Raw genomic sequence first — 26212 nt, 5'->3', positions numbered from 1 at the left:
ACGTATTCTGTGCCTTTTGTTTATAGCCGTGTTTTGTAGTATGAGCTGCTCCAGGGAAATCAGCACAACGGCATCCACAGTAAACGGAGCGAGTATAACGAGCACCTCCCCTTTAGCACCTGTACTAAAGGGTGTGGAAATCAACCCGCTCCTACGCATAACGATGTATGTGCCGGCAGGCGCAGAAAGGGTAAGCTACCGGAGTATAAAAGCCCGCCTGAATAGCACGGCCTTGCAGGATGTGGAGAAGCTGGATGTATACTTTACAGGCAAAGAGCCCCTGTTTGAAGCTTCTAGCCTTATTAAGTCAATCAAGCCTTCCTCTGAGGTGTTTGAGGTGCCGCTGGATATACAGACAGAGCCGGGCAAGCAGTACATCTGGTTCAGCGTCACGTTGAAGGAAGCAGCCAATCCCGATAATATAGTAGAACTGCGCGCCACGCAGATGACGGATGTCAATGGCAAAGTATATCGGGTAATGGAGGAGGGTAACTACTCCCATCGCATAGGAGTGGCCTTACGAAAAGCTGGGGACGATGGCGTGGATACCTATCGCATTCCCGGCGTCACCACTACAGACAAAGGCACACTGATTGCAGTGTATGATATCCGCTACGATAACTCCCGCGACCTGCCAGGGAACATAGATGTGGGTATGAGCCGTAGCACCGACGGGGGTAAAACGTGGGAGCCGATGAAAATCATCATGGATATGGGCGCGCCGCACGAGCACAACGGCATCGGCGATCCAACTGTGCTCTTTGACCCGGTGACGAAGAAGGTGTGGGTGGCGGCACTTTGGAGCAAAGGCAACCGGTCTATTGCAGGCTCTGGGCCCGGTCTCTTGCCTGAAGAGACCGGGCAGTTTGTGCTAGTGAGTAGCGACGATGATGGAAAGACCTGGTCAAATCCTTATAGTATAACTGAGCAGATCAAGAACCCCGACTGGCGCATCTATTTCAATGGGCCTGGGAATGGCATTGCCATGCAGGACGGCACACTGGTTTTCCCCTCACAGTACTGGGACGACAAAGGTGTTCCTCACTCTTCTATTGTTTACAGCCAGGACCATGGCAAGACCTGGAAGAGTGGTGTAGGCGCTAAGGCTAATACTACCGAGAGTCAGGTAGTGGAGACTACACCCGGCACGCTGATGCTGAACATGCGTGACAACCGCGGCCGCTTCCGCTCTGTGGCCACGACCACCGACCTGGGCCGCACATGGGTAGAGCACCACACTTCGTACAGCGCCTTGCAGGACCCGGTGTGTATGGGCAGCTTCATCAAGGCCAGTGTGAACACGAGCAAAGGATCGCAGCAGGTGCTGTTCTTCAGCAATCCCGCCACCCCGTCCGGCCGCTACAACATGACCCTAAAGGCTAGCACTGATCTGGGTGAGAGCTGGCCAACAGGTAACGAACTCTTAGTAGATGAGCGTGGCAGCTACGGCTACTCCGCGCTCACTAGAATCGATGATAACACGCTGGGCCTGCTCTACGAAGGCGTGAAAAACCTTTACTTCGTGCGCATTCCTGTACACGAAGTAGTACAATAAACAAGGGTAACCTACCTGCCAGGTATACATAGCAGGCAGGTCTTTTTTACTTTATCATGGCTCGTTGCATACTTTTCTTATTTGCCTTTATACTTGCTCTACCAGGGCTTTCGAGGCAGCATACGGCTAGGCTAAAAGTGGCCTGCATCGGAAATTCTGTGACTTATGGTTATGGTATAGAAGGCCGGGAACAGAACGCTTATCCGGCGCAGCTCCAGCTTATGCTTGGCTCAAGGTATGAGGTGGCTAACTTTGGGTTGAGTGGGGCAACGCTGTTACGTAAAGGACACAGACCGTATACCCAAACGCAGCAGTATAAAGATGCTATTGCCTATAAACCTGATGTTGCCATTGTCCACCTAGGTCTAAACGATACCGATCCGCGTAACTGGCCGAATTACCGAGATGCGTTTATCGCGGATTATTATCACTTGATTGACACGCTGCGCGCCATAAACCCCCAAATGCGCATTATCATCTCGCGGCTCACGCCCATTTTTTCAGGGCACCCACGCTTTGCTTCCGGCACCCGCGACTGGTTCTGGCAAATTCAGTCGCTTATACCCTTAATTGCTGAGAGCAGGCAGGTGGAGTTGATTGACCTGCACAGCCCCCTGTACAGGCGCCCGGACTTGTTTCCGGATGAGCTGCACCCTACTGCGGAGGGAGCCACTATTATTGCGGCTACTGTTGCCAAGCATTTGACGGGTAAGTACGGCGGCTTAAAGCTGGCCCCCGTGTTTGCCGACCACATGGTGCTGCAGCAAAAGATGTCTCTTTCGGTTTATGGCACAGCAGACGCAGGGCAGGAAGTTACCGTAACCTTCGGGAGCGAAACACAAGCGGTTAATGCCGGCGCCGACGGAACGTGGCACCTCTCGCTACCTGCGCAGAAAGCAGGAGGGCCCTTTCGAATGGTGGTTTCTACGGCGGACACCAGTATCAGCATCAGGGACATATTGGTGGGAGAAGTTTGGTTATGCGCTGGGCAGTCGAACATGGCCTTTCCGCTTCGGCAGGCCCTGTATACACCTGAGGATATGCGGCAGGCCCAGTTGGCGTCTGATATCCGTTTGCTGCAGATGAAGCCGCTGGCTGAGACTGCCGATATAGCGTGGGGCCCTGAGACGCTGCAAGAGGTAAACCGCCTTGAATACTTCTCCGGTAAATGGAAACGCGCCGACTCAGCGGCGGCGAAAGGCTTCTCGGCCGTGGCCTACTACTTCGGCAAACGGCTGCAGGAGCAGCTTGGGGTGCCTGTGGGGCTGATAGAGGTGGCAGTTGGAGGCTCCGGCACCGAGTCTTGGATAAGCCGTCATACCCTGGAGCACCACCCACAGCTAGTTCATATACTGCACAATTGGCGCGGTTCCGATTTCCTGATGCCTTGGGTGCGTGAGCGGGCAGCCAGGAACTTAGAGAATGCCGCTCTTGCTAATCAGCGCCATCCGTACCAGCCCTCTTATACCTATGAGGCCGGTATCGCCCCGCTCACAGCTTTTCCCATAAAAGGTGTAATCTGGTACCAGGGGGAGAGTAACGCCCATAATGTTGAACTGCACGAAACACTCTTTAGAACGTTGGTGCAGGACTGGCGCGGGAAGTGGGGCTATCCTTTTCCCTTCTTCTACACGCAGCTCTCCAGCATCAACCGCCCCAGCTGGCCATATTTTCGTGACAGTCAACGCAGGATGCTCCGGCAGGTAGAAAACAGCGGTATGGCCGTAACAAGTGACCTCGGCGATTCATTGGACGTGCACCCTAGGCAAAAGCGGCAGGTAGGGGAGCGGCTGGCAGCTTGGGCCCTGGCCAGGACTTATAACGAGCGCCTATCCTATAGCGGCCCCTTGTTTGAGGGCGCTACCTTCTCTGGCGGCAAAGCCATTTGTGCCTTCCAGTTTGCCAAAAGCATGCAAACGAGCGATGGCCAAAACTTGCGTGGTTTTGAAGTGGCGGGCAACGACTTGATTTTCAGGGAAGCGAAGGCAGAAATAAGGGGAAGAAAAGTATGGGTGTGGTCAGATAAGGTGCCGGAGCCGAAGTATGTTCGCTACGGCTGGCAACCCTATACCACTGCTAATCTTGTGAACAAAGCAGGACTGCCCGCTTCCACCTTCTCCAGTTTTACCATTCCATCTGAATAAGCAATCTTTTGATATGACCTTGATGACTACTTCTACTTTGAATTACTACAAAGACTTCTATAAAAAGCAGCTGCTCAACGATACAATTCCTTTCTGGTTTCCCCGCTCCATTGACGAAGAGTATGGCGGATACCTGCTCATGCGTGATGCGGACGGCAGCCTGATAGACGACGACAAGGCTGTTTGGATACAGGGTCGCGCCGCCTGGCTGTTAGCCACTCTCTATAACACGGTGGAGCAAAAGCCAGAGTGGCTGGAAGGGGCAAAGAAGGGTGTAGACTTTTTACGGCAGCATTGCTTCGACACAGACGGACGAATGTTTTTCCATATGACACGCAATGGCAAGCCCATACGCAAGCGGCGTTACTTCTTCTCGGAGACTTTCGCCGTTATAGCCTTGGCCGCCTATGCAAAGGCCAGCGGCGATGAAGAGACAGCTAAAGAGGCCAGGAGGCTGTTCGGCAAGTGCCTGGAGTATTCCTCCATGCCTGGCCTGCTGCCAGGCAAGTTTACCGATACGCGTCCGGCTAAAGGTATTGGGGTGCCGATGATCCTGATGAACACAGCACAGCAGTTGCGCGAAACCATTGGTGATGGGCGCTGTGATGAGTGGATAAGTAAATGGATTGCTGAAATAGAGCGGGATTTTGTCAAGGACAATATCCGCTGCGTGATGGAGCAGGTGGCACCTAATGGCAGCATCATTGACCACATTGACGGCAGAACCCTGAACCCTGGTCACGCTATCGAAGGTGCTTGGTTTATACTGCACGAGGCAAGGTGTCGCAACAACGACCCGCACTTGATTGACCTCGGCTGTCGCATGCTCGACTATATGTGGGAGCGGGGCTGGGACAAGGAGCATGGCGGCATCTTGTACTTTCGGGACGTTTACGGAAGGCCGGTGCAGGAGTATTGGCACGACATGAAATTCTGGTGGCCGCAGAACGAGACCATTATCGCGACACTGCTCGCCTACCTGATGACTGGCAATGAGAAGTACGCGGACTGGCACCAGCAGATCCACGACTATGCCTATAGCCACTTCCATGACAAAGAAAACGGAGAGTGGTTCGGCTATCTCCACCGCAACGGCAGTTTGTCTACCACCACCAAAGGCAACCTGTTTAAGGGACCATTCCACTTGCCACGGCAAGAGTGGTATTGCTGGCAGGCGCTAGAGGCATTTCTAAAGTAGTTCGGATTTTTCCGCTACAGATTCATACAGCCCTGAAAGACACGACAATGTCTCAGACCTTTAATTTTCTAACCCTTTAACTTACTAGCTTCCCATGTTACGCTTGTTATTTACCCTTGCCTTTCTATCTACCACACTTCTTGCCCAAGCCCAGGTCAACAATGTGCCCGTGTTTATCTCCGGTCAGGAGGGGCACAAATCCTACCGTATCCCGGCTGTTATCGGCCTGCCGAATGGAGACATTCTGGCTTTTGCAGAGGGCAGGGTGCATGGCGCTGCCGACTTCGGCGACGTAAATATTGTGATGAAGCGCAGTTCAGATAAAGGCAAGACCTGGTCAGCCTTACAGACGGTAATAGATTATGATACCCTGCAGGCCGGCAACGCCGCTCCCGTGGTAGATATGACGGACCCTGCCTATCCGAAAGGCCGGATCTTTCTGTTCTATAATACTGGCAATGCTCATGAGCATGAGGTGCGCAGCGGCAAGGGATTCCGCGAAGTATGGTACGTCACCTCCACCGACGAGGGCCAGACCTGGTCCGAGCCCGTAAATATTACCACACAGGTGCACCGCCCGAACATGCCTTCTGCTAACCCCGCTTATACCTATAAGGAAGACTGGCGGGCGTATGCTAACACACCTGGTCACGCCATACAGTTTTCCGACGGCAAGTACAGAGGCAGAATTTTTGTGGCGGCTAATCATTCGCAGGGTAAGCCCAAAAGCTCAGCAGAAGATTACTATGCCCATGGGTTCTACACCGATGACCACGGCAAAACATTTAAGATCAGCCAGACAGTGCCGGAGTCTGGAGGCAACGAGGCGATGGCAGCTGAGCTTACCAACAACAGGTTGATGATGAATATCCGCAACCAGCAGGGCGATGTGCGCGCCCGCATTGTGAGCATAAGCAGCGACGGCGGTACGACTTGGGACACTACCTACTTCGACCGCCAACTACCCGATCCGGTAAATCAGGGAAGTTTACTTCGGTTAGGAAAAAAGAGAGGGAAGGCTATCCTTGCCTTTAGCAATGCCGCCGACCCGCAGCGCCGCGATAACCTGACCTTGCGCATCAGCTATGACGAAGGTAAAACATGGCCGGAGCAGTACACTATTGCGAAGAGCAAAAACGGCGAAAAAGACCATGCTGCCTACTCAGACCTTGTGAAGGTAGGGAAGAAGGAAGTCGGGGTGCTGTACGAGAAGGACGGCTACCAAAAGATTGTGTTCACCGTGGTGGAGAGGAAGAAATAGGGGTTTTCCTCTGATGTAAATGTATTTGCATACCTGCCGAATTAACGTTTTTTATCGTTCCCTGATTTCCTGCATTTATAGCCTGAGACGAGCAGTGGCATGGTGAAAGAGTATTGGCAAGTATAGCCCTTTGCTTGTAGCAGGGGTATCAGAGCCATATTGCCTGTAGGACGCTGGCGTACTGCTGCAGGGATCTCCCTATAAAAACATGTCAAAGATATACCATGATGAGAAGAGCGCTTGCCTTGCTGACATTGAGCCTTTGCTTACTTACTGCGCACGCGCAGCAATCCGCTTCCGGCCAGGAGCCCTTGACACCTACACCCCCGATGGGCTGGATGACCTGGAACTTCTTTGCCGACAACATCCACGAGAAGGACATCCGCGAGATGGCCGACGCGATGGTGGCCTCGGGCATGGTGGAGGCCGGCTACAACTACATCATCATCGACGACGGTTGGCAGGGAGGCCGTGACAACCGCAACAACATCACCGCGGACCCTAAGAAGTTTCCCTCCGGCATCAAGGCGCTGGCCGATTATGTGCACAAAAAGGGCATCAAGCTGGGCATCTACTCTGATGCGGCGCAGCTAACGTGTGCCGGCTATACGGCCAGTCTAGGCTTTGAGGAGCAGGATGCGAAGACTTTCGCTTCCTGGGACATCGACTACCTGAAGTATGACTACTGCCATGCCCCTAAGGACTCGGCAACAGCCGTGGAGCGCTATACTAAAATGAGCCAGGCCCTGCGCAAGAGCGGCCGCGAGATCGTGTTCGGGGTATGTGAGTGGGGACAACTTAAACCCTGGCACTGGGCCGCCGAAGCCGGGGGGCAGCTGTGGCGTACCACCTATGATGTGCGCGACAAGTGGAAGAACCTGAGCAGCGATGAGAACGCCGAGGGCATCATCGACATATTGGATATCAACGCCGAGTTGCATGCCTACGCTGGCCCTGGCCGCTGGAACGATGCCGACATGCTGGTGGTGGGGCTTTACGGCAAGCCAGGCCCCTCCGGCGACATGGGCGGGGTGGGTATGAACGACACTGAGTACGAGAGCCAGATGAGCTTGTGGAGCATCATGGCCTCTCCGCTTATTGCCACCAACGACGTGCGCAACATGAACGAAGCCACAAAGCGCATCTTGCTCAACAAAGAGGTGATTGCCATCAACCAGGACCCGCTGGGCAAACAGGCCGAGCGCAAGGTGCACGGCGGCGCCTGGGACGTATTCGTGAAGCCGCTTCAGAACGGCGAGGTGGCCGTGGCCATCCTGAACCGGGGCGATCAGGCCAAGAACTATAGAATAGGCTGGGCTGAACTGGGGCTTAACGGGAAGTATGAGGTGCGCGACTTGTGGGAGCACAAGTCGGTGGGCAAAGGCAAAAGCTGGAAAGGCCGCCTGCAGTCACACGAAACAAAGCTGTTCCGCCTCAAAAGGATTTAGAAGTATAATCCTGAGCCTCAAGGCCGGCAGCACATTAAATAATTAACTTTTAGCTTTATCATGAATAAATTCTTATCGCTTATCTGCCTGCTGGCGGTAGGCTTTTTCCCAGCGCTTGCCCAGAAACCTTACCTCGACCCTGTATTTGAGAACCCGGCCATACAGGAAGAGAACCGCCTGCCGATGCGGGCCTCCTACTTCCCGTTTGAGGACGCTGGCAAAGCCGCTGCCGGCGATAAGGCCAAATCTTCCCGCTTCCTGTCGCTGAACGGCCTGTGGAAGTTCCACTGGGCGGAGGACTACAAGCAACTGCCACAGGATTTCTACGCCACTAGCTTCAGCGATAAGAGCTGGAAAGAGTTTCCGGTGCCGGCCAACTGGGAGTTTAACGGCTATGGCGTGCCGATCTACGTGAACCCGTTCTACGAGTTCAACATGACCAACCCGCAGCCACCGGATATTCCGGATAACATCGACCAACCGGCCGGTGCCTACCGCCGTATGGTTACCCTGCCTGCTTATTGGAATAACCAGCGCGTATTCATTCACCTGGGAGCTGTGAAATCAGCCTTTAAACTGTATGTGAACGGTAAGTATGTGGGGCTGGGCAAAGACAGCAAGCTGGAATCGGAGTTCGATATTACGCCTTACGTGCAGCAGGGCCAGAACCTGATTGCCCTGGAGGTGCGCCGCTGGAACGACGGTAGTTATCTGGAGGCGCAGGACATGTGGCGCGTGTCGGGCATCAGCAGAGACACCTATCTCTATACCCGCCCAAACGTGCACCTTTATGACTATGTGACCAATGCCTCGCTGGCCAACAACTATAGAGACGGGGTGATGAACCTGCACGTAACCGCCTGGAATAACACCGACGAGAACCAGGAGAAGTATAAGGTAGGGGCGGCCCTATACGATGCGGAGGGCAGGAAAGTGTGGAGCGCCCAACAGAACACCTGGGGCCTGAAGATGAAGCAGGGCAAAACCGAGCTCCGCTTTAACGCCAGCGTTGCTAACGCCAAAGCCTGGAGCGCCGAGACGCCGAACCTGTACCGTTTGGAGATCACGCTGTATGACGGCAATGGCAAAGTACAGGAAGTGATCAGCCGCAAAATGGGCTTCCGAACGGTAGAGATCAAGAACACGCAGATCTTGGTGAACGGAAAGCCGGTGATGTTTAAGGGTGTGAACCGCCACGAAACGCACCCGGAAACGGGGCAAGTGGTGAGCCGGGAGGCCATGCTGGAGGAAGTGAAGCTGATGAAGCAGCTGAACGTAAACGCCGTGCGCACCAGCCATTACCCGAACGATCCATACTTTTATGAGCTTTGCGATTTATACGGCCTGTACGTGATGGACGAGGCCAACGTAGAGTCGCATGGCATGCACTACGACCTGGGCCGCACGCTGGCCAACGTGCCGGCGTGGGAGCTGGCGCACCTGACGCGCATCGGCCGCATGATCCGCCGGGACCGTAACCACCCGAGCATTTTCTCCTGGAGCCTGGGCAACGAGGCCGGCAATGGCTGGAATTTCTACCGCGGCTACGAGTTGGCCAAGAGCCTGGACCCATCCATACCAGTGCACTACGAACTGGCCTCCGGCGACTGGAACACCGACATCTACTCTAAGATGTACCGCACCCCGGACGAGGTGATTGCCTACGCTCAGGATAACCCAACACAGCCCTACCTGCTCTGCGAGTACGCGCACGCCATGGGCAACAGCATCGGTAACTTAAAAGAGTATTGGGATATTTTTGAGACGTACCCGGTGCTGCAGGGCGGTTTTATCTGGGATTGGGTAGATCAGGGCGTGTACCGCATGAAGGACGGCAAGAAGATTCTGGGCTACGGCGGCGACTGGGGCGACAGGGACACGCCAAGCGATAACAACTTCCTTATTAATGGGGTGATCGGGGCGGACCGCACTTTCCACCCGCACGCTTTCGAGGTGCGCAAAGTGTACCAGAACATCGCCTTCACGCTCCACAAAAACCAACTGGGCGTGCGCAGCAAGTACTTCTTCCGCACCCTGGATAACTTTAAGCTCAACTGGACCCTGCTGCGCGATGGTAAAGCGGTAGAGTCTGGCGTAATAAGCGAGTTGACCGTGCAGCCGGGCCAGTCCGTACGGCTTACCTTGCCGGATGAGGCGATTAAAGCGGATACGATTCACGAGTACTACCTGCAGGTAAAAGCGGTGCTCAAAAATGATGAGGGCGTGCTGAAGGCGGTTACTGAGCTGGCCTTTGAAGAATTTGCCTTGAGCCAGCCTGTGCCGCCAGCCTATGCCCCGAGCAACGACAAAATCTATGTAATGGACGGCGCCTCGGTCATTGAGCTGGGTAACAAGCGCTTCACCCTGACGGTGGACAAGAAGACCGGTAACATCACTTCTTACAAAGCCAACGGCAAGACGATCTTGGAAAGTGGACCACGCATAAACTTCTGGCGCCCCGGCACCGACAACGACTTTGGCGCGGGTCTGCAGAAGCGCCTGCGCGAGCTGAAGGACGCGGACGACAAAGCCGTGGTGAAGAAGGTGAATGTGGAGGCGCTGGCTGACGGGCAGGTACAGGTTAACATTGAGAAGGAGCTGTTGGACGGTGGCCTTAAGTATGAACAAACAATCATAGCTGACGGCAAGGGCGCCCTTACGGTGAAAAACAACGTGCAGCCGCTAAAGGAGCTGAAGATGATGACCTTTAAAGTTGGAAACCACATGGCGCTGCCAACCGACTTTAAAAACATCGAGTGGTATGGCCGTGGTCCGTGGGAGAGCTACTGGGACAGAAAGACTTCCGCTTTGGTAGGTCAGTACGAAGGTAGCGTTGCAGAGCAGTATCACCCGTACGTGCGCCCGCAGGAGAGCGGCAACAAATCGGATGTGCGCTGGGCCAAGATCAGCCGCAAAGACGGCTCCGGCATTATCATCCAGCACATCGACACGCTGCTGAACGTCAGCGCACTGCCGTACAGCCCGGATCAGCTGTTCCCGGGTTTCGACAAGCACCAGACGCACTCAGGCTCGCTGGAGCCGGACAAAAACATCCACCTGCATGTGGACTTGCAGCAACTTGGCGTAGGCGGTAATAACAGCTGGGGCCTGCTTCCGCTGGACAAGTATAAGCTCTTCCTCAACAAGCCATACTATTATGAGTACCGCATCGTGCCGGTGAAAAAGTAGATCTGGTCAATTTTTAGTGGCGCGGCACAAGGAGTATACATGTGGCTGCTCCGTTTGCTCTTTAGCGCCTCTCCAAAGCATAGAGGTATAGCTAAGTTTAGGGAGGCGCCAGGTAGCTTGGCTACGGAGATGGTCCAAACATTCATCTATTCACAGACTATGTTCAAAAAGCTCATCCCTTGCTTGTTACTTTTTGTGCTGCTTGCCTGCCGAAGCCAGCCCAATAACGCTGAACCCAGCACAGTACCTGCAGCAGGAAAGACGGCAGCGGTGGCAGTACGCCCCAGAACGCCTACCATGGGTTGGTCTAGTTGGAATAATTTCCGTGCCGACATAAACGAGGACATCATCAGGGCGCAGGCCGATTTCATGGTGTCGTCGGGAATGCAGGAGGCAGGTTATACTTACGTCAATATTGATGACGGCTTCTTTGGCGGTAGAGACGAGGCGGGAACGATAATAGCACATCCGGAAAGATTCCCGAGCGGTATGCGGTCCCTGAGCGACTACATCCACTCTAAAGGGCTGAAGGCTGGGATATACTCCGATGCCGGCATTAACACCTGTGCCTCTTACTGGGACAAAGACACCGTGGGCGTAGGCATGGGCCTGTACGGGCACGACGCGCAGGACCTGCAACTGCTGCTGCAGGAGTGGAACTACGATTTTATAAAAGTGGACTGGTGCGGCGGCGATTGGCTGGGACTGGATGAGCAAACCCGCTATACTCAGATTGGTAACCTGATCCGCCAGATACGTTCGGATGTGGTATACAACGTGTGCCGCTGGAGGTTTCCGGGAGACTGGGTGGTGCCGCTGGCAGACTCCTGGCGCATCTCCGGCGACATAGACAATACCTTTGTCTCCGTCATGCATATCGTAGATTTGAACGCCGACCTTTGGAAGTATGCCTCTCCGGGCCACGTAAACGATATGGACATGCTGCAGGTCGGGCGGGGCATGAGCTATGAAGAAGACAAGACGCACTTCTCTATGTGGTGTATGATGAGCTCCCCGCTGCTGGCTGGAAATGACCTGCGCCACATGAGCCCGGAAACGATCAGCATCCTCACAAACAAAGAAATAATAGCCCTGAACCAGGACAAGCTGGTATACCAGGCCCGCCGCCTGGTGGATAAAGGCGATCTGGAAGTATGGGCGAAACCCTTGCAGACTACCATGAGTGGGCAAGTGGCCGTAGCCCTGCTCAATAGGTCCGGGAAAACCGCTGCCATTGCCTTTCATCCGGATTCTGTGGGCCTGTATGCCGCCAAAGGCTACTCCATGCGCGATTTATGGGCGAAAAAGGACTTTGAGACTTCAAAAGAGAAAGAAGTACGCTTTGACGTGCCGGCACATGGTGTGGTGGTGTTAAAGCTAGAGGGGACCTCCAGGCCATACAATGTTTTCCAGTACCAGTAGGGTGGTGCCCGATTAGCAGCGGTGGGAATGGGGAGGTAGGGCATGGAAGTGCTCATAACATAAAACGGGATCTTATACCTTCATACAACTAAAGCATGGCAAGAAACTTCCCCAGTCTTTCCGTGGAGGTAGGGGCCCTCTACAAAGAGTGCCTTGGGGTTCCGGTGCTGAACGTAGTGGGACATTGTGAGGCAGGAGCAGAGGAAGCGAAAGCAGTGCGATGCGAAAAGACAAGGCCTTGGGGCCTTGAGAGCAGTAAGTATGAAATGAAGCGAGTCCCTTGTAAGGCTGGAGGATAAACATTTAATGGAAAGCACAGACTGGTCACGTTAAGTGAGGCGGCGAGAGGCATTGGCACAATCAGCGTTCGCGCCAGTGGACTTTAATAACAAGAATAAAGAATTAATGCTCTAAAAATGAAGTACAGGTTAACAACTAAAGTATGGCGCTACAGCCTCATTGCCCTACTTTCCCTTATTACCCTTCAAACCCACGCCTCTGATACCCTGCATGTGGTTACGCACAACCGCATGACGGTGGTAACCGATCCAAGCCAGGGCAATAACCACTACAAAGCCTGGGGCGTTTTCCCATACAAAGGCCAGAACATTCGAAGTATAAAACTGAAGCTGCGCCTGGGCTGTCCAGACGACATGCGCTGCGCCGACTGGGACTACAAAGACCACATCACCATCCGCCGTACGGGTGGTAAGGAAGGTGAGTCGCAGGACATCGAGATCGGGCGCATGCTGACGCCGTACGGCGGAGCCTTTGGAAAAGACTGGACCTTTGACTGGGAGGTGGATATTACCGACTTTAGCCTACTGCTACGCGACAGCGTGGAGATAGAGTATAATCACACGGGCTGGGAGCCCAACGAAGACCGCGGCTGGACCGTGACGCTGGATTTCGAGATCGTGAAGGGCAAGCCGGCCTGGGAGCCTATCTCTATTCAGAAAGTATACGACGGGGCTTACCGCTACGGCGACCCTGCCAACCCGATTGAGAACGCGCTGAGGCCGGTTATTTTTACAGCCGATGAAAATGCCGCTTTCGCCCGCCTGCGTGTAGTGCAGACAGGCCACGGCATGGACAAGCCCGACAACTGCGCCGAATTCTGCAGCAAATACAGGGCAGTGTACTTTGATCAGAAACTCATCGACAGGAGGGACATCTGGAAAAAGTGCGGCGAGAACCCGCTGTACCCGCAGGCAGGGACCTGGGTGTACGCTCGTGCTAACTGGTGTCCCGGCGACTTGATGCAACCTGACCTCTACGACCTGCCGGTGAAGCCCCGCAGCCAGCATACAGTGGACATCAACATGGAGGACTATACTTCTACGGAGCCAAGCGCGGACGAGTACATTACCGCCTACATCATCCAGTACAGAAAACCGGCGGCTAAAAACGATGTGGCCATTACGGACATCATTCGTCCATCGCTCAAAGATGCACATCGCCGTCAGAACCCTGCCAACATGCAGCCGCACATCGTGGTGAAAAACATGGGGGCGTTGCCTGTTACAAGTTTGGCCATTAGCTACGGCACCAAAGGCTTTGAACAGAGAGAGTACAACTGGACCGGAAAAATAGCCCCTGCCGCCACTGCTATGATCACCCTGTCGGGCGTGATTGACAGCAAAGTAGGGCAGAACCGTTTTGAGGTAAAACTGCAGCGGCCAAACGGTAAGAAGGACAAGTACACTGCAGATAACAGCCTGGCCAGTACCTTCGAGGCTGTTCCCCGTCAGGATGGCATGCTTATCGTGTACCTGATGACGAATAACGAGCCGACGCATAACAGCTATAAGCTTAAAGACAGCGAGGGTAACACTATCCGGGAGCGTGTTGCCGGATCGCTGAAAGCCAACACTGTTTACCGCGATACTGTGCAGCTCGCGGTAGGCAACTACGACTTTACTCTTCAGGATAGTGCCGGAAATGGGCTGGAGTTTTGGGCTAACCCACGCGGCGGCCGAGGTAAGCTGCGCCTTTTAAACAAGGATGGCGCCATTCTGAAGGATTTTGAGTCGGACTTTGGCTCCTCGGTTAGCTACGCCTTTGAGGTAGGTGCCCCGGTGGCTCCTGTTACCGACCAGAGTTCCTTTGGCCTATACCCGACTCGCACGAATGACACCACCACCTTCGATTACTACGCCAATTTCCCCCACAATGTGGAGGTGCAAATTGAAACAGATCCCGGAAATAAGGTGGTGGAGAAACAAAAGTATGAGCAGATAAAGGAAGGTGTCTTTACCTATGATTTGAGCCGTTATCCCAAAGGCCGCTTTTACCTGAAGGTTTTCGTGGATGGGGAGGAAAAGTTTAAGAAACGTATCCGCCTGAAAGAATAGAAGGGGACTAGGCAGGAACTGACACCTGCCGGATCTGTAGAGACTTCCAGGGATGTAGGTGACTTTTAGTATAAATTGCGTTAACGTGCACACAAATTTGCTAAATATGTTGCTTTTATAAAATCAATATTATATGTTTATTACATAAAACGCTACTTGTTACAGGAATAGTTATGCGTGTAAATGCGTTAACGTATGTTAACGCTAGGCTTATCTCAATTATGGATGCGTGTGAAACATTTCCCTATAGAGAGGCTTGCCCAACGCATCTGGTATATTCTGCTGTGTCTCCATTTGCCATAGTGCTGCTACCTAAGGGAAATCAAATAATTCTATTTATAATGATAATGCCTATATGAAAAAATCTACCAGATTATCTATTATGCTGTTAATGGCCAGTTCAACAAGCTGTCTGTTTAGCAGCCAAGTGCTGGCTGATTCCAAGGTGAAGCCCAGGCGGCAGCAAGTTGTGTTTAGTGCGTTTGCAGGTGAAAAAGTCCTAAAGCAAGCTACTACTGTACAGGGAAAGGTTACGACAGCCGAAGGGGAGCCACTTCCTGGGGTTACTGTTGTCTTAAAGGGGACGGTGAGAGGCACCACAACAGGGGTTGATGGGTCGTTTAGCTTGAACGTGCCAAAGGACGAGGGTGGAACTTTGGTGTTCTCCTTTATTGGCTACGTAAGCCAGGAAATACCAGTTGAGGGGAAGGCTACCATAAACGTAGTGCTACGCCAAGACGCGAAGGCTCTGGAGGAAGTGGTGGTGGTTGGCTATGGTGAGCAGAGAAAGGCTAACCTGACTGGTTCCGTTTCAACGGTAAGCTCAGAGGTATTAGAGTCTCGGCCTGTGCAAAACGTGGGGCAGGCACTGCAGGGCCTAATACCTGGCCTGAATTTGCAAACCACAGGGTTGGGAGGAGAGCTGAACCAGCCGCTCAACTTTAATATTCGCGGTGCTGGTACAATCGGTTCTACGTCTTCTTCGCCTCTTGTCCTTATAGATGGTATGGAAGGGGACCTGAACGCTATTAACCCACAGGACATTGAGTCGGTGACGGTACTGAAAGATGCTGCGGCCTCTTCCATCTATGGATCCCGCGCTCCCTTCGGTGTTATCCTGGTTACTACAAAGGCTGGTAAGGTTGGGAAAGCCCGGGTTGGTTACAACAATAACTTCCGGCTTGCTGAGCCGATGGGCCTGCCAACGATGATGGACTCGCATACCTTCGCGATGTACTGGAACGAAGCGGCAGCCAATGGTGGTGAGTCCCCTAAGTTCTCACAAGAAGTGCTGGACCGTATCCTGCAGTATCAACGCGGGGAAATAGACTATGGAACGGTGCCGAACGCTAATGGTGACAGATACCAGTATTACGCCGGTTCTCATGCGAATACAGACTGGTTTAAAGAACAGTACAAGGATCGTTCCTTTTCCCAGGAGCATAATGTGAACCTGAATGGCGGAACGGAGAACACGCAGTTTTATGTGTCAGCTGGTTATCTAGATCAGGGAGGGCTTACTAGACATGCCGGGGATGAGTTTCAGCGCTATACCTTTACTGGGAAGATCAATACGACCATTAGCAAGCTGGCTAAGTTCAACTATACGGCCAGATACGTTCGAGAAGACTTTACCAGAGCCACGCATCAAACCAGTCTGTTCTACCATAACGTCGCCCGCCGCTGGCCTACTGTGCCGGTTAAAGACCCTAATGGCAATTGGTCTGATCCAAGTGAGATCGCACAACTGAGGGAAGGTGGCCGAGTGATAAACCAGAATGACTGGATTTACCAGCAGGCTCAGCTAACCCTTACGCCGGCAAAGGGATGGAGCATTATTGCCAATGGAAATTATCGTATCCAAAACCGGAACAGCCATACTGATGTGCTACCGGCCTATGGGTATGATGTGAATGGAGAACCTTACCCTGTTTCCGTAGGGTGGAACTCCGGTGGCTACAGTTCCGTGTCTGAATATGCTCTAAAGGAAAATTATTTCAGTTCCAACATCTACTCTGATTATGAGTTCAACATCAACGATGTCCATAGCTTTAAGGTATTGGGCGGTTTCAACTCTGAGTTGACCAAATACCGTGATTTAGGAGGCTTTAGAAGCAGTCTGATCACACCGACCTTGCCAACGATTAACACAGCGACAGAGGATAGCAGAGCCACTGCTGGTGGGTATCAGCACTGGGCAATTGCTGGCTTCTTCGCTCGTCTGAACTACAACTTTAAGGAGCGGTACCTGCTGGAACTGAATGCACGCTACGATGGAAGCTCCCGGTTCATAGAGGATAAAAGATGGAACCTGTTCCCATCTGTTTCAGCAGGCTGGAATGTGGCGCAGGAGGACTTTTGGACCATCGATGATGTAATCCAGATGTTCAAGCTTAGAGGGTCCTATGGAGAGCTTGGAAACCAGCAAACAAACAATTGGTATCCCTTCTACAGCCTGCAGCCAATTAGTATGAACAGTGGAGGTTGGTTGATTGGTGGTCAGAAACCCAACACTGCTGGCGCTCCAGGTATTGTGAGTACACTTTTGACATGGGAGAGAGTGAGCAGCTGGAATGCGGGTTTTGACCTTGCTATGCTGAATAACCGCCTTAACCTGAACTTCGACTACTTCAAGCGCAAAACCTTTGATATGGTTGGCCCAGCGCCTGAGCTTCCTGTCACACTAGGTACTGGCGTTCCCCAAATCAACAATACTGATATGGAGTCACGTGGTTTTGAAATTGAAGCCAGTTGGCAAGATAATATTGGTGGCTTTAACTATGGGGTACGTGCCGTGCTGGCAGACGCTATACAGGAGGTAACGAAATACCCTAATGAAACGGGAAACCTCAACCAATATTATAACGGCAGAAAGTTCGGAGAGATCTGGGGCTATACGACGGTAGGCATAGCAAAAACACAGGCTGAGATGGATGCCCACCTGGAAAATGTAGACCAGAGCGGCATGGGTAGCAATTGGGGAGCAGGCGACATCATGTATGCAGACCTGAACGGTGATGGGAGAATTGATGGCGGTGCAGAGACGTTGGATAATCCCGGAGACCGAAGTATAATAGGTAACAGTAATCCAAGATACAGGTACAGCCTGGACTTAACGGGCGAGTGGAGAGGTTTTGATGTACGCGTCTTCATGCAAGGTGTTGGAAAGAGAGACTATATGCCCAATGGGCCTTACTTCTGGGGTGTGAATGGGGGCATGTGGCAGTCTGCTGGCTTTGTAGAGCACATGGACTTCTTCCGTAATGAGACTTCTCCAATGGTGGAGGCGGGTGTAGCTGACATAAACCTTGACTCTTACTTCCCTGCGCCAGATTTCCAATATGGTTGGAAGAACCAGCAAACGCAGACCCGTTACCTGCAGAATGCCGCTTACCTGAGATTGAAGAACGTACAACTTGGCTACTCCCTGCCTACAAGCCTTACTTCAAAGGTTGGAGTGTCTCGTGTAAGAATTTATGTGTCTGGTGAGAACCTGCTTACTTTTTCAGACATGATCGACATTTTTGATCCGGAGTCTGTAGGCCTGAATGGGTGGAATGACGGCAAGACGTACCCGTTTGCTCGGGTGTTTTCTTTCGGCCTAAACCTTAACCTCTAATAATCCAACAAATGAAAAGATTAATTAGCAATAAGATATATACAGTGTTGATATTCCTCGGTTTTGTTGGAATAACGGGCTGCAATGATTACTTGGACAGGGCACCCCTGTCTGATGTAACACCTGAAAATTACCTGTGGAGTGAGGCGGACTTGGCAGCCTATACCATTGCCCGGTACAACTTTTCAACACATGGGGGATGGGGGCCTGGTATATTTGGATATGATAATCATACCGATAACCAGGCAAGCAGTGGGTTTGCAACCCGTTGGGTACCCGGAGAGTGGCGTGTCCCACAGTCAGGAGGTAGCTGGAACTTTGGCAACATCCGCCAAGCAAATTACTTTCTGGAAACAGTAGTCCCTCGTTGGAAGAAGGGTGGAATTACCGGCAGCACCAACAACATAGCACATTACGTTGGAGAGGGATATTTTCTGCGAGCTTACGAGTACTTTGACAAAGTACAGGAGCTTGGCGACTTCCCGATTATAAAGAATACATTGCCTGACCAGTTAGACCAGCTGAAATTAGCCTCTAAGCGTAGGCCTCGCAACGAGGTGGCCCGTTTTATCATCTCCGACCTGGACTCAGCTATACAGCTGCTAAGCACAGCGCCTCCGGGAGGTAAAAACCGTATCTCAAAGCAGGCGGCACAGCTCTTTAAATCGCGCGTTGCCCTGCACGAGGCTACCTGGCTGATCTACCATAGGGGCACTGCTCACGTTCCGGGTGGTCCTGGGTGGCCGGGAGCCGGGAAAGTAGAGAATTTCAACTTCAATATTGAAGAAGAGATAGACTTCTTCCTGACAGAAGCTATGGAGGCATCTTCTGCAGTGGCGGATGCCGTGCCGTTGGTTCAAAACATACAGGATGACGGCTACAACTCCTCTACTAATCCTTACTTCAAAATGTTCGCGGATCAGGACTTGAGTAAGTATTCCGAGGTCCTGCTGTGGCGTCAATATGATCCAACGCAGGGCATCAGTCACAATGTAAATCACTACATCAACCGGAATGGAGCTAACACAGGTTATACCAGGGGATTTGTTGATAACTTCTTGATGAGCAATGGCCTACCTATATACGCTGTAGGATCAGGATACGAGGGTGATGATGACATCTCGTATGTTAAAGTGGGCCGCGATAACCGTCTGCAGCTGTTTATGAAGGTTCCAGGGGAGCTGATGTACAAGGATAACACTAATCAGGATGGATCTCCGATTCTAATTGGAAGACCAGACATTATCGGCTTGGCTGAGACACGGGATGTAACCGGCTATTCTGTTAAGAAGGGCATGGCATATAGCTTCAAAGAGTCGGAAGGCAGCAGAGGTTCCATAGGAAGCATTGTGTTCCGAGCTGCGGAGGCCTATTTGAATTACATCGAGGCTTCTTACCTGAAGGAGGGAAGTATAAATGGAAAAGCTGAGCAGTACTGGAGAGCTATTCGGACAAGAGCTGGTGTTAATCCTGATTTTACTGTAACGATAGCTGCCACGGACATGAATGCAGAGGCTAAGAATGACTTCGCTGCTTATTCTGCCGGACAATTGTTATCTGATGCAACGCTATATAATATACGTCGCGAACGGCGCAGTGAGTTTATAGCAGAGGGCATGCGTTATACTGACCTGAAGCGTTGGAGAGCGCTGGATCAACTCAGGGATAGTCCACATATAATCGAAGGATTTAAAGTATGGGGACCCATGCAGGAGTGGTATAAGGATGAGAACGGAAGTTCTCTGTTGATCGAAGCAGATACTCCCGGTAGAACGGCTAACGTTTCCAAACAATCAGAAAGTGCTTATCTACGTCCTTACCGCGTGAACCTCTCAGGCACTAATCAAGTGAAGGACGGTTACAGATGGGCCACCGCTCACTACTTGGAACCGATCGCTATACAACACTTCTTAATTACGTCCGATAGTGGGGTTGAAGGCTCTCTGATTTATCAGAATCCTGGCTGGCCGCTACAGGCAAATGCCGGAGCAACAGAGTAGGTCTTTTTTGCATATATCACATAGGTAATTCCTCTATCCTATGTGATATATGCAGGAGGGTTGAGGCCTACTAGGGCTTTAGTACTGACCAAGACAGCAACTTCACCATAGGTGTAAGAACTTTGATTTTTTCCCGACGATGCTGTTATAAAGTAGAACATTAGGGGCATTGTCTTTCTCATACATTCAAAGGCTTTGTCGTCCAGGAGCTTCTCTTTTGAGATAAAGAACTGAACGCACCTCTTGTAAACATGTACCGCATTGATAGCTTCAAAGCCTGAGTCGTTAAGGCAGGTTAGTAGAATAGTAAGATTAGATTGGTGTAAGTAGTAGTTTTAGTTAAGGTAATGGGGGACTGCTGGCCATTCGGTCATTTGCGGCCCCTTTTACCCTTTTACCCTTTAAAAGCTTAGAACATGATACAGCGTCTTCTCGTCCTTCTTTTACTTCTCTGTACCAGCTGTACATCTCTGCCTCAGAAGGGAAACGCCCTTGAATGGACACTGCAGTGGGAAGATGAGTTTGAAACAGAGGGAGCACCAGACTCTACCAAATGGAGCTTCTCGGGCAGACGATCACCTGATTGGGCCTGTTATTGTGCTGATAACCCGGCTACCACTTTTGTTAAGGATGGACAGCTGTACCTGAGGGGAATCCAGAACGAAGATTCGGCAGATACAGCAAAATACCAGACCGCCTGTATACAAACCAAAGATAAATTTGCTTTCCGGTATGGCAAAGTTGAAGTAAGAGCCAAGCTCTCAAAAGGCAAAGGCTCCTGGCCAGCCATCTGGCTTATGCCACAGGAAGGTAGATATGGGGGCTGGCCACATAGTGGGGAGATAGATATTATGGAGCACCTCAATTATGATTCCATTGTATATCAAACACTGCACAGCCACTACATTGACAACTTAAATCAGAAAACAAACCCGTTATACTTCGCTACAGCACCTTTCAAAGAAGACGAGTACAACACGTTTGGCCTGGAATGGCATCCCGACCGATTAGATTTTTTTATAAATGGCCAGAAAACCTTCTCGTACCCTAAGTTAGAGAATGCCGACCCTTCACAGTGGCCATTCGATCAGGACTTTTTTATTATCCTAGACCAGGCACTTGGTGGCAATTGGGTGGGAAGTATAAAGGATGAGGACCTGCCTGTCCAGATGATAGTAGACTGGGTGAGGGTTTATCAGAATAGTAATGGTCAGAAATAAACTTCTAAAGCCGTATGCAAAGCCAACCATGTATGAAAATAAAATTGCTGCTGCTAACATTGTGTCTTGTGTCGCAGGCCTATGCGCAGCAAAAACCGAATGTCATACTAATCTATGCTGATGACTTAGGCTACGGCGACCTTAGCAGCTATGGTGCTACGAAAATATCAACCCCCAACATTGATAAACTAGCCGTCCAAGGTATGCGGTTCACCCGCGGCTATGCCACATCCTCCACTTGTACTCCCTCACGCTATGCCCTGATGACAGGGGAATACCCTTGGCGGAAGCAGGGCACAGGTGTTTTGCCTGGAAACGCAGCGTTGATTGTTCCTACAGGTAAGCTCACGCTACCGGGCTTGTTCAAGAAAGCTGGCTATAAAACCGGTATTGTTGGCAAATGGCACCTGGGCTTGGGCGATGCAGTCGGGAAAAACTGGAATGAAGACATTAAACCTGGCCCTAGCGAAGTAGGTTTTGATTTCTCCTTTATCTACCCTGCCACAGCCGATAGAGTACCCACTGTCTTCATGGAGAACCACCGCGTAGTGGGGCTTGACTCCTCGGATCCTATCAAGGTTGACTACAGAGAGAAGGTTGGCAATGACCCTACTGGCAAAGAGAACCCAGAGCTCCTTAAAATGAAGGCTTCGCCTAACCACGGGCACGACAACACCATTGTCAACGGCATTGGCCGCATCGGCTACATGAGCGGCGGCACTAAGGCCCGCTGGACTGACGAGGAAGTGCCGTTGACCTTCCTGCAAAAAGCCAAGGACTTCATAGAAGAGCACCAAAAGGAACCTTTCTTTTTGTTCTATTCACTTACTGAGCCCCACGTGCCACGCATGCCCTCCACACTTTTCAAGGGCATGAGCATGTTGGGCTATCGTGGGGATGCCATATTGCAGCTGGATTGGGCAGTGGGGGAGATCATGAAGGAGCTTGAGTATCTGGGATTATCCAAGAACTCGCTTATTATTTTCACCAGCGACAACGGCCCAGTGCTTGACGATGGTTATGAGGACGAAGCGGTCACTAAACAGAGCGGCCACCAACCAGCTGGTGCCTTACGTGGGGGCAAGTATAGCGTCTTTGAGGCAGGCATGCGTGTGCCATGGATTGTAAGATGGCCTGATAGGATAAAGCCAGGCGAGTCAGATGCCCTTGTCTCACAGGTTGACCTGCTATCCTCCTTTGCTACAATGTTGCGCCAGCCGCTGACGCCCACCGATGCCCCCGATAGCCAAGACATGATGAAAGTGCTCATGGGTGAGTCAACGCAGGGAAGAGAGGTGCTGGTGCTGCACGCTGGCACGCTCGCTATTATCAAGGACCACTGGAAGTACATTGCGCCCGGTAGTGGCAGGGCCTACAATGACCAGACCGACATAGAGTTGGGCAATTCATCCGAGCCCCAACTCTACGACCTGCGCCAGGACACAGGCGAACAGCAGAATTTGGCTGCGCAGTATCCGGAAAAAGTAGAAGAGTTATCTCATCTTCTGCAGCAGATCAAGGAGACAGGCAAAAACAGGTAATCAAGTATGCATTCAACCATGAAAAAGCACTTAATCCTACTGATGGCCGGGCTAGTTTGGAGCCTGACGTCCTTAGCCCAGCAGAAGGGCAGACAACCTAACATTGTTATCATCATCTCGGACGACCATGCCTTCCAGGCTATCAGTGCTTACGGCGGCGACCTGATGCAGACGCCTAACATTGATCGCATCGCAAGGGAGGGGGCCACGCTCAACAAAGGTTATGTTACCAACTCGATTTGTGGGCCGAGCCGGGCAGTGATCCTGACGGGCAAGTACAGTCATAAGAATGGTTTTAAGGATAACGAGAACTCCAGCTTTGATGGCCGTCAGAATACCTTTATCAAAACACTTCGCAAGGGTGGTTACCAGACCGCTTGGATTGGCAAGTGGCACCTTGAAACCGAACCGCAGGGCTTCGACTACTGGCAGATCCTACCAGGCCAAGGGCAGTACTATAATCCCGATTTTTTAATGATGGACGGTAGTCGCAAACGAATAGAGGGCTACGTGACCAATGTAACTGAGGATGTGGCCGAGGATTGGCTCGACCAGCGGGACACAAGCAAGCCCTTCTGCCTGATAATCGGTCAGAAGGCCACACACCGCGTATGGCTGCCCGACACAGCTGATTTTGGCATGTTCGATGGCAAAGTATTCCAGTTACCGGCAACTTTCTATGACGCCTACGCTGGGCGCAAGGCAGCCCAAGTGCAGGAGATGTCCATTGCTGAGGATATGATCATGGACTATGACCTGAAGATGCACGCAAATTACGACAGCGTGCGGGAAGGCAGCGTGATTCGCATGAACCCAGAGCAGAAAGCAAAATATGACGCCTACTACAAACCAATCTACGAAGATCTTAAGGCACGTAACCTATCGGGGCGGGAGCTGGCCGAGTGGAAATATCAGCGCTACATGCGCGACTATCTGAGCACAGCCGCTTCGTTGGATCGCAATATAGGCCGTACTCTTGACTACTTGGACAAGCAAGGCCTGACGGACAACACTATCGTGGTTTATTTGTCAGATCAGGGCTTCTTTATGGGTGAGCACGGCTGGTTCGACAAGCGCTTCATGTACGAGGAGTCCTTCCGGACCCCTATGGTTTTGCGTTACCCCGGCGTCATAAAGCCGGGTACTAAATCAGAGCACTTTGTCATGAACCTCGACATTGCACCGACCATGCTGGATGCGGCGGGCCTGGCCGTCCCTAAAGATATGCAGGGCGAGTCTATGCTACCGCTGCTGACAAATAACAAGGCCAAGGGACGCGACGCGATCTTCTACCACTACTATGAGAACGGGGAGCATGCGGTATCTCCACATTTTGGTATCAAGACGGATCGCTATAAACTTATTCGATTTTACAAACGAGTGGAGGCCTGGGAGTTGTATGACTTGAAGAAGGACCCACATGAGCTGCATAACCTTTACGGCATGAAGGGCTACGAGAACCTGACGTCCAAGCTTATGAAACAGCTCGAGAAGCTTGTGGACAAGTATGAGGATGAGGGAGCCCGACAACTGATGGAGAAGAAGATCGCCAACAATTCATCAATTTAAGAAGCATGAAAAAACTAACCCTTCTCCTCCTGTCCTGCTGCTGTACGCTGGCAGCCTTTGCACAGAAAAAGCCGAACGTTGTCTTTATCCTGGTAGACGACATGGGCTATGGTGACTTGGGGTGCTACGGGCAGGAGCTGATCGAGACACCTAACCTAGACAAGTTGGCAGCAAATGGAGTTCGGTTTACTCAGTTTTACGCGGGCACCTCGGTTTGTGCTCCGTCTAGGGCATCCCTAATGACTGGCAAGCATACTGGCCACACACCTGTGCGGGGCAACTTCGAAATCGAGCCTGAGGGGCAATACCCCATCCCCGACTCCACTTTTACCATGGCCGAGATGTTTCTCCGGGCCGGCTATACCACCGGCCTCTTCGGCAAGTGGGGACTCGGCTATCCTAGCTCTGCGGGAGAGCCTAATAAGCAGGGGTTTGACCGGTTCTTCGGTTACAACTGCCAGCGGCAATCGCATAACTTCTTTCCTGACCATCTGTGGGATAACGGGCAGCGGGTAGACTTATCTAACACGCCTACCGATCAGCAGGAGTACGCGGCCGACATCATTCAGAAAGAGGCCTTGAACTTCTTGGAAGACAACGCCAATAATCCTTTCTTCCTGTACCTGGCTTACACGCTGCCGCACGCGGCGCTTCAACTGCCGGAGGGCGATGAGGTGTTTGAGAAGTATAAGCGCAAGTTTAACGAGCAGCCACAGCCGGTAAAAGCCGGCTGGCAAGGTGTAGGCTATCAGCCGCAGGCCTACCCCAAAGCCGCCTATGCCGCCATGGTGACGAAAGTGGATAATTATATAGGGGAGGTAGTGCAGGCGCTGAAAACACAGGGCATCGAGAAAAACACGCTGATAGTGTTCGCCAGCGACAACGGGCCGCACCGAGAGGGAGGCAATCAGCCGGAGTTCTTTAACAGCAGCGGTGGCTTCAGGGGCATCAAACGCGATTTGTATGAGGGGGGCATCCGGGTGCCGGTGATTGCCAGTTGGCCATCCATGATCAGGAAGGGAAGACAGTCGGATTACATCGGCGCCTTCTGGGATTTTCTACCCACCTTCGCCGAGCTCACAGGCCAGCCCGCCCCGCAAAACATCGACGGCATCTCCATACTTCCCATGCTTACCTCAAAGGGTAAACAGGCACAGCACAAATTCCTGTACTGGGAATTCCACGAGGACGGCGGCCGACAGGCTGTGCGCCTGGGCGACTGGAAAGGCGTGCGGATCGGTGTAGTTGCCGATAGCAGGGCACCGGTGCAGCTGTTTAACCTAGCTACCGACCCCGCCGAGACGACAGATGTCAGTGCCGTACACCCGGAGGTGGTGCAGGAAATAGAGCGTATTATGGAATTTGCGCACGTTGAGCACGAGAGTTTTCCTCTAGTTACTGACAGATTAAGCAAATAGGTGAGGGCGCAAAAACAAGAGCCTTGGTAACGTCACTCATGAGTTTAGCACAGGTATGAGATATTGTATAGAAGCTGTTTTGTCATTAACTGTTTTTCTGTCGTGTTGCACGCAGCAGAGAAGTGAAATGATAGTAGAGGCCTCTGCTGATGCTGGTTCAGAAAGTAGAGAGAAAGCACCCTGCTGCATATCCGCCACACCCTCCCGGTTTGCCGTTGCTGCTGCTGATACCCTGCTTGAAGTACAGCCTTCAAAGCCACCGCAGCAGGAAAGC

At 52.0% G+C, this 26212-nt stretch carries 15 protein-coding genes; all 15 read left to right on the top strand.

What is annotated here, in order from left to right:
- The first annotated feature begins 40 nt into the window (after positions 1-40).
- The 15 genes from CHB92_RS23405 (at position 41) to CHB92_RS23335 (ending at position 25938) form a co-directional block, all read left to right on the top strand.
- On the top strand, positions 41-1555 hold the full coding sequence (locus tag CHB92_RS23405) for a sialidase family protein (protein WP_089321667.1): 1515 nt from the start codon (positions 41-43) through the stop codon (positions 1553-1555).
- A 56-nt stretch (positions 1556-1611) separates the two neighbouring features.
- Positions 1612-3699: a GDSL-type esterase/lipase family protein gene (locus tag CHB92_RS23400; protein ID WP_089321666.1), complete on the top strand. Its 2088-nt coding sequence runs from the start codon at positions 1612-1614 to the stop codon at positions 3697-3699.
- Positions 3700-3712: 13 nt separating this feature from the next.
- Positions 3713-4897: an AGE family epimerase/isomerase gene (locus CHB92_RS23395; RefSeq protein WP_218824306.1), complete on the top strand. Its 1185-nt coding sequence runs from the start codon at positions 3713-3715 to the stop codon at positions 4895-4897.
- 94 nt (positions 4898-4991) lie between these two features.
- Positions 4992-6158 carry a sialidase family protein gene (locus CHB92_RS23390; protein WP_089321665.1) on the top strand — a complete coding sequence of 389 codons (1167 nt, stop codon included), beginning with the start codon at positions 4992-4994 and terminating at the stop codon, positions 6156-6158.
- A 224-nt stretch (positions 6159-6382) separates the two neighbouring features.
- A complete protein-coding gene (locus CHB92_RS23385; RefSeq protein ID WP_089321664.1) occupies positions 6383-7606 on the top strand; it encodes a glycoside hydrolase family 27 protein in 1224 nt (407 codons plus the stop codon).
- A gap of 60 nt (positions 7607-7666) precedes the next feature.
- On the top strand, positions 7667-10795 hold the full coding sequence (locus CHB92_RS23380) for a glycoside hydrolase family 2 TIM barrel-domain containing protein (protein WP_089321663.1): 3129 nt from the start codon (positions 7667-7669) through the stop codon (positions 10793-10795).
- A gap of 159 nt (positions 10796-10954) precedes the next feature.
- Positions 10955-12217 (top strand): glycoside hydrolase family 27 protein, encoded by a 1263-nt coding sequence (locus tag CHB92_RS23375; protein ID WP_089321662.1) that lies wholly within the window; start codon positions 10955-10957, stop codon positions 12215-12217.
- A 95-nt stretch (positions 12218-12312) separates the two neighbouring features.
- Positions 12313-12516 (top strand): hypothetical protein, encoded by a 204-nt coding sequence (locus tag CHB92_RS23370; RefSeq protein WP_089321661.1) that lies wholly within the window; start codon positions 12313-12315, stop codon positions 12514-12516.
- Positions 12517-12633: 117 nt separating this feature from the next.
- Complete coding sequence (locus CHB92_RS23365; protein ID WP_089321660.1) at positions 12634-14571, top strand: peptide-N-glycosidase F-related protein; 1938 nt, start codon at positions 12634-12636, stop codon at positions 14569-14571.
- A 355-nt stretch (positions 14572-14926) separates the two neighbouring features.
- A complete protein-coding gene (locus tag CHB92_RS23360; protein WP_089321659.1) occupies positions 14927-18190 on the top strand; it encodes a SusC/RagA family TonB-linked outer membrane protein in 3264 nt (1087 codons plus the stop codon).
- Positions 18191-18201: 11 nt separating this feature from the next.
- A complete protein-coding gene (locus CHB92_RS23355; RefSeq protein WP_089321658.1) occupies positions 18202-20190 on the top strand; it encodes a RagB/SusD family nutrient uptake outer membrane protein in 1989 nt (662 codons plus the stop codon).
- A gap of 416 nt (positions 20191-20606) precedes the next feature.
- On the top strand, positions 20607-21410 hold the full coding sequence (locus CHB92_RS23350; protein WP_089321657.1) for a glycoside hydrolase family 16 protein: 804 nt from the start codon (positions 20607-20609) through the stop codon (positions 21408-21410).
- A gap of 32 nt (positions 21411-21442) precedes the next feature.
- Positions 21443-22951 carry a sulfatase family protein gene (locus tag CHB92_RS23345; RefSeq protein WP_089321656.1) on the top strand — a complete coding sequence of 503 codons (1509 nt, stop codon included), beginning with the start codon at positions 21443-21445 and terminating at the stop codon, positions 22949-22951.
- 18 nt (positions 22952-22969) lie between these two features.
- Entirely contained in the window at positions 22970-24520 is a 1551-nt protein-coding gene (locus CHB92_RS23340; protein WP_089321655.1) for a sulfatase family protein, read from the top strand.
- 5 nt (positions 24521-24525) lie between these two features.
- Entirely contained in the window at positions 24526-25938 is a 1413-nt protein-coding gene (locus tag CHB92_RS23335; RefSeq protein WP_089321654.1) for an arylsulfatase, read from the top strand.
- The last annotated feature ends 274 nt before the right edge of the window (positions 25939-26212 follow it).

It is taken from the genome of Pontibacter ummariensis (assembly GCF_900188175.1).
GTDB lineage: Bacteria > Bacteroidota > Bacteroidia > Cytophagales > Hymenobacteraceae > Pontibacter > Pontibacter ummariensis.
The sequence above is the reverse complement of the archived record's forward strand: the minus strand, read 5'-3'. Positions and strand labels throughout refer to the sequence as shown.

What these genes read in the sequence shown, in the direction of transcription:
- CHB92_RS23400 (WP_089321666.1), top strand. Translation starts at nt 1,612, where the DNA reads ATGGCTCGTTGCATACTTTTCTTATTTGCCTTTATACTTGCTCTACCA.
- CHB92_RS23385 (WP_089321664.1), top strand. Translation starts at nt 6,383, where the DNA reads ATGATGAGAAGAGCGCTTGCCTTGCTGACATTGAGCCTTTGCTTACTT.
- CHB92_RS23390 (WP_089321665.1), top strand. Translation starts at nt 4,992, where the DNA reads ATGTTACGCTTGTTATTTACCCTTGCCTTTCTATCTACCACACTTCTT.
- CHB92_RS23405 (WP_089321667.1), top strand. Translation starts at nt 41, where the DNA reads ATGAGCTGCTCCAGGGAAATCAGCACAACGGCATCCACAGTAAACGGA.
- CHB92_RS23395 (WP_218824306.1), top strand. Translation starts at nt 3,713, where the DNA reads ATGACCTTGATGACTACTTCTACTTTGAATTACTACAAAGACTTCTAT.
- CHB92_RS23340 (WP_089321655.1), top strand. Translation starts at nt 22,970, where the DNA reads ATGAAAAAGCACTTAATCCTACTGATGGCCGGGCTAGTTTGGAGCCTG.
- CHB92_RS23345 (WP_089321656.1), top strand. Translation starts at nt 21,443, where the DNA reads ATGAAAATAAAATTGCTGCTGCTAACATTGTGTCTTGTGTCGCAGGCC.
- CHB92_RS23355 (WP_089321658.1), top strand. Translation starts at nt 18,202, where the DNA reads ATGAAAAGATTAATTAGCAATAAGATATATACAGTGTTGATATTCCTC.
- CHB92_RS23335 (WP_089321654.1), top strand. Translation starts at nt 24,526, where the DNA reads ATGAAAAAACTAACCCTTCTCCTCCTGTCCTGCTGCTGTACGCTGGCA.
- CHB92_RS23350 (WP_089321657.1), top strand. Translation starts at nt 20,607, where the DNA reads ATGATACAGCGTCTTCTCGTCCTTCTTTTACTTCTCTGTACCAGCTGT.
- CHB92_RS23360 (WP_089321659.1), top strand. Translation starts at nt 14,927, where the DNA reads ATGAAAAAATCTACCAGATTATCTATTATGCTGTTAATGGCCAGTTCA.
- CHB92_RS23380 (WP_089321663.1), top strand. Translation starts at nt 7,667, where the DNA reads ATGAATAAATTCTTATCGCTTATCTGCCTGCTGGCGGTAGGCTTTTTC.
- CHB92_RS23375 (WP_089321662.1), top strand. Translation starts at nt 10,955, where the DNA reads ATGTTCAAAAAGCTCATCCCTTGCTTGTTACTTTTTGTGCTGCTTGCC.
- CHB92_RS23365 (WP_089321660.1), top strand. Translation starts at nt 12,634, where the DNA reads ATGAAGTACAGGTTAACAACTAAAGTATGGCGCTACAGCCTCATTGCC.
- CHB92_RS23370 (WP_089321661.1), top strand. Translation starts at nt 12,313, where the DNA reads ATGGCAAGAAACTTCCCCAGTCTTTCCGTGGAGGTAGGGGCCCTCTAC.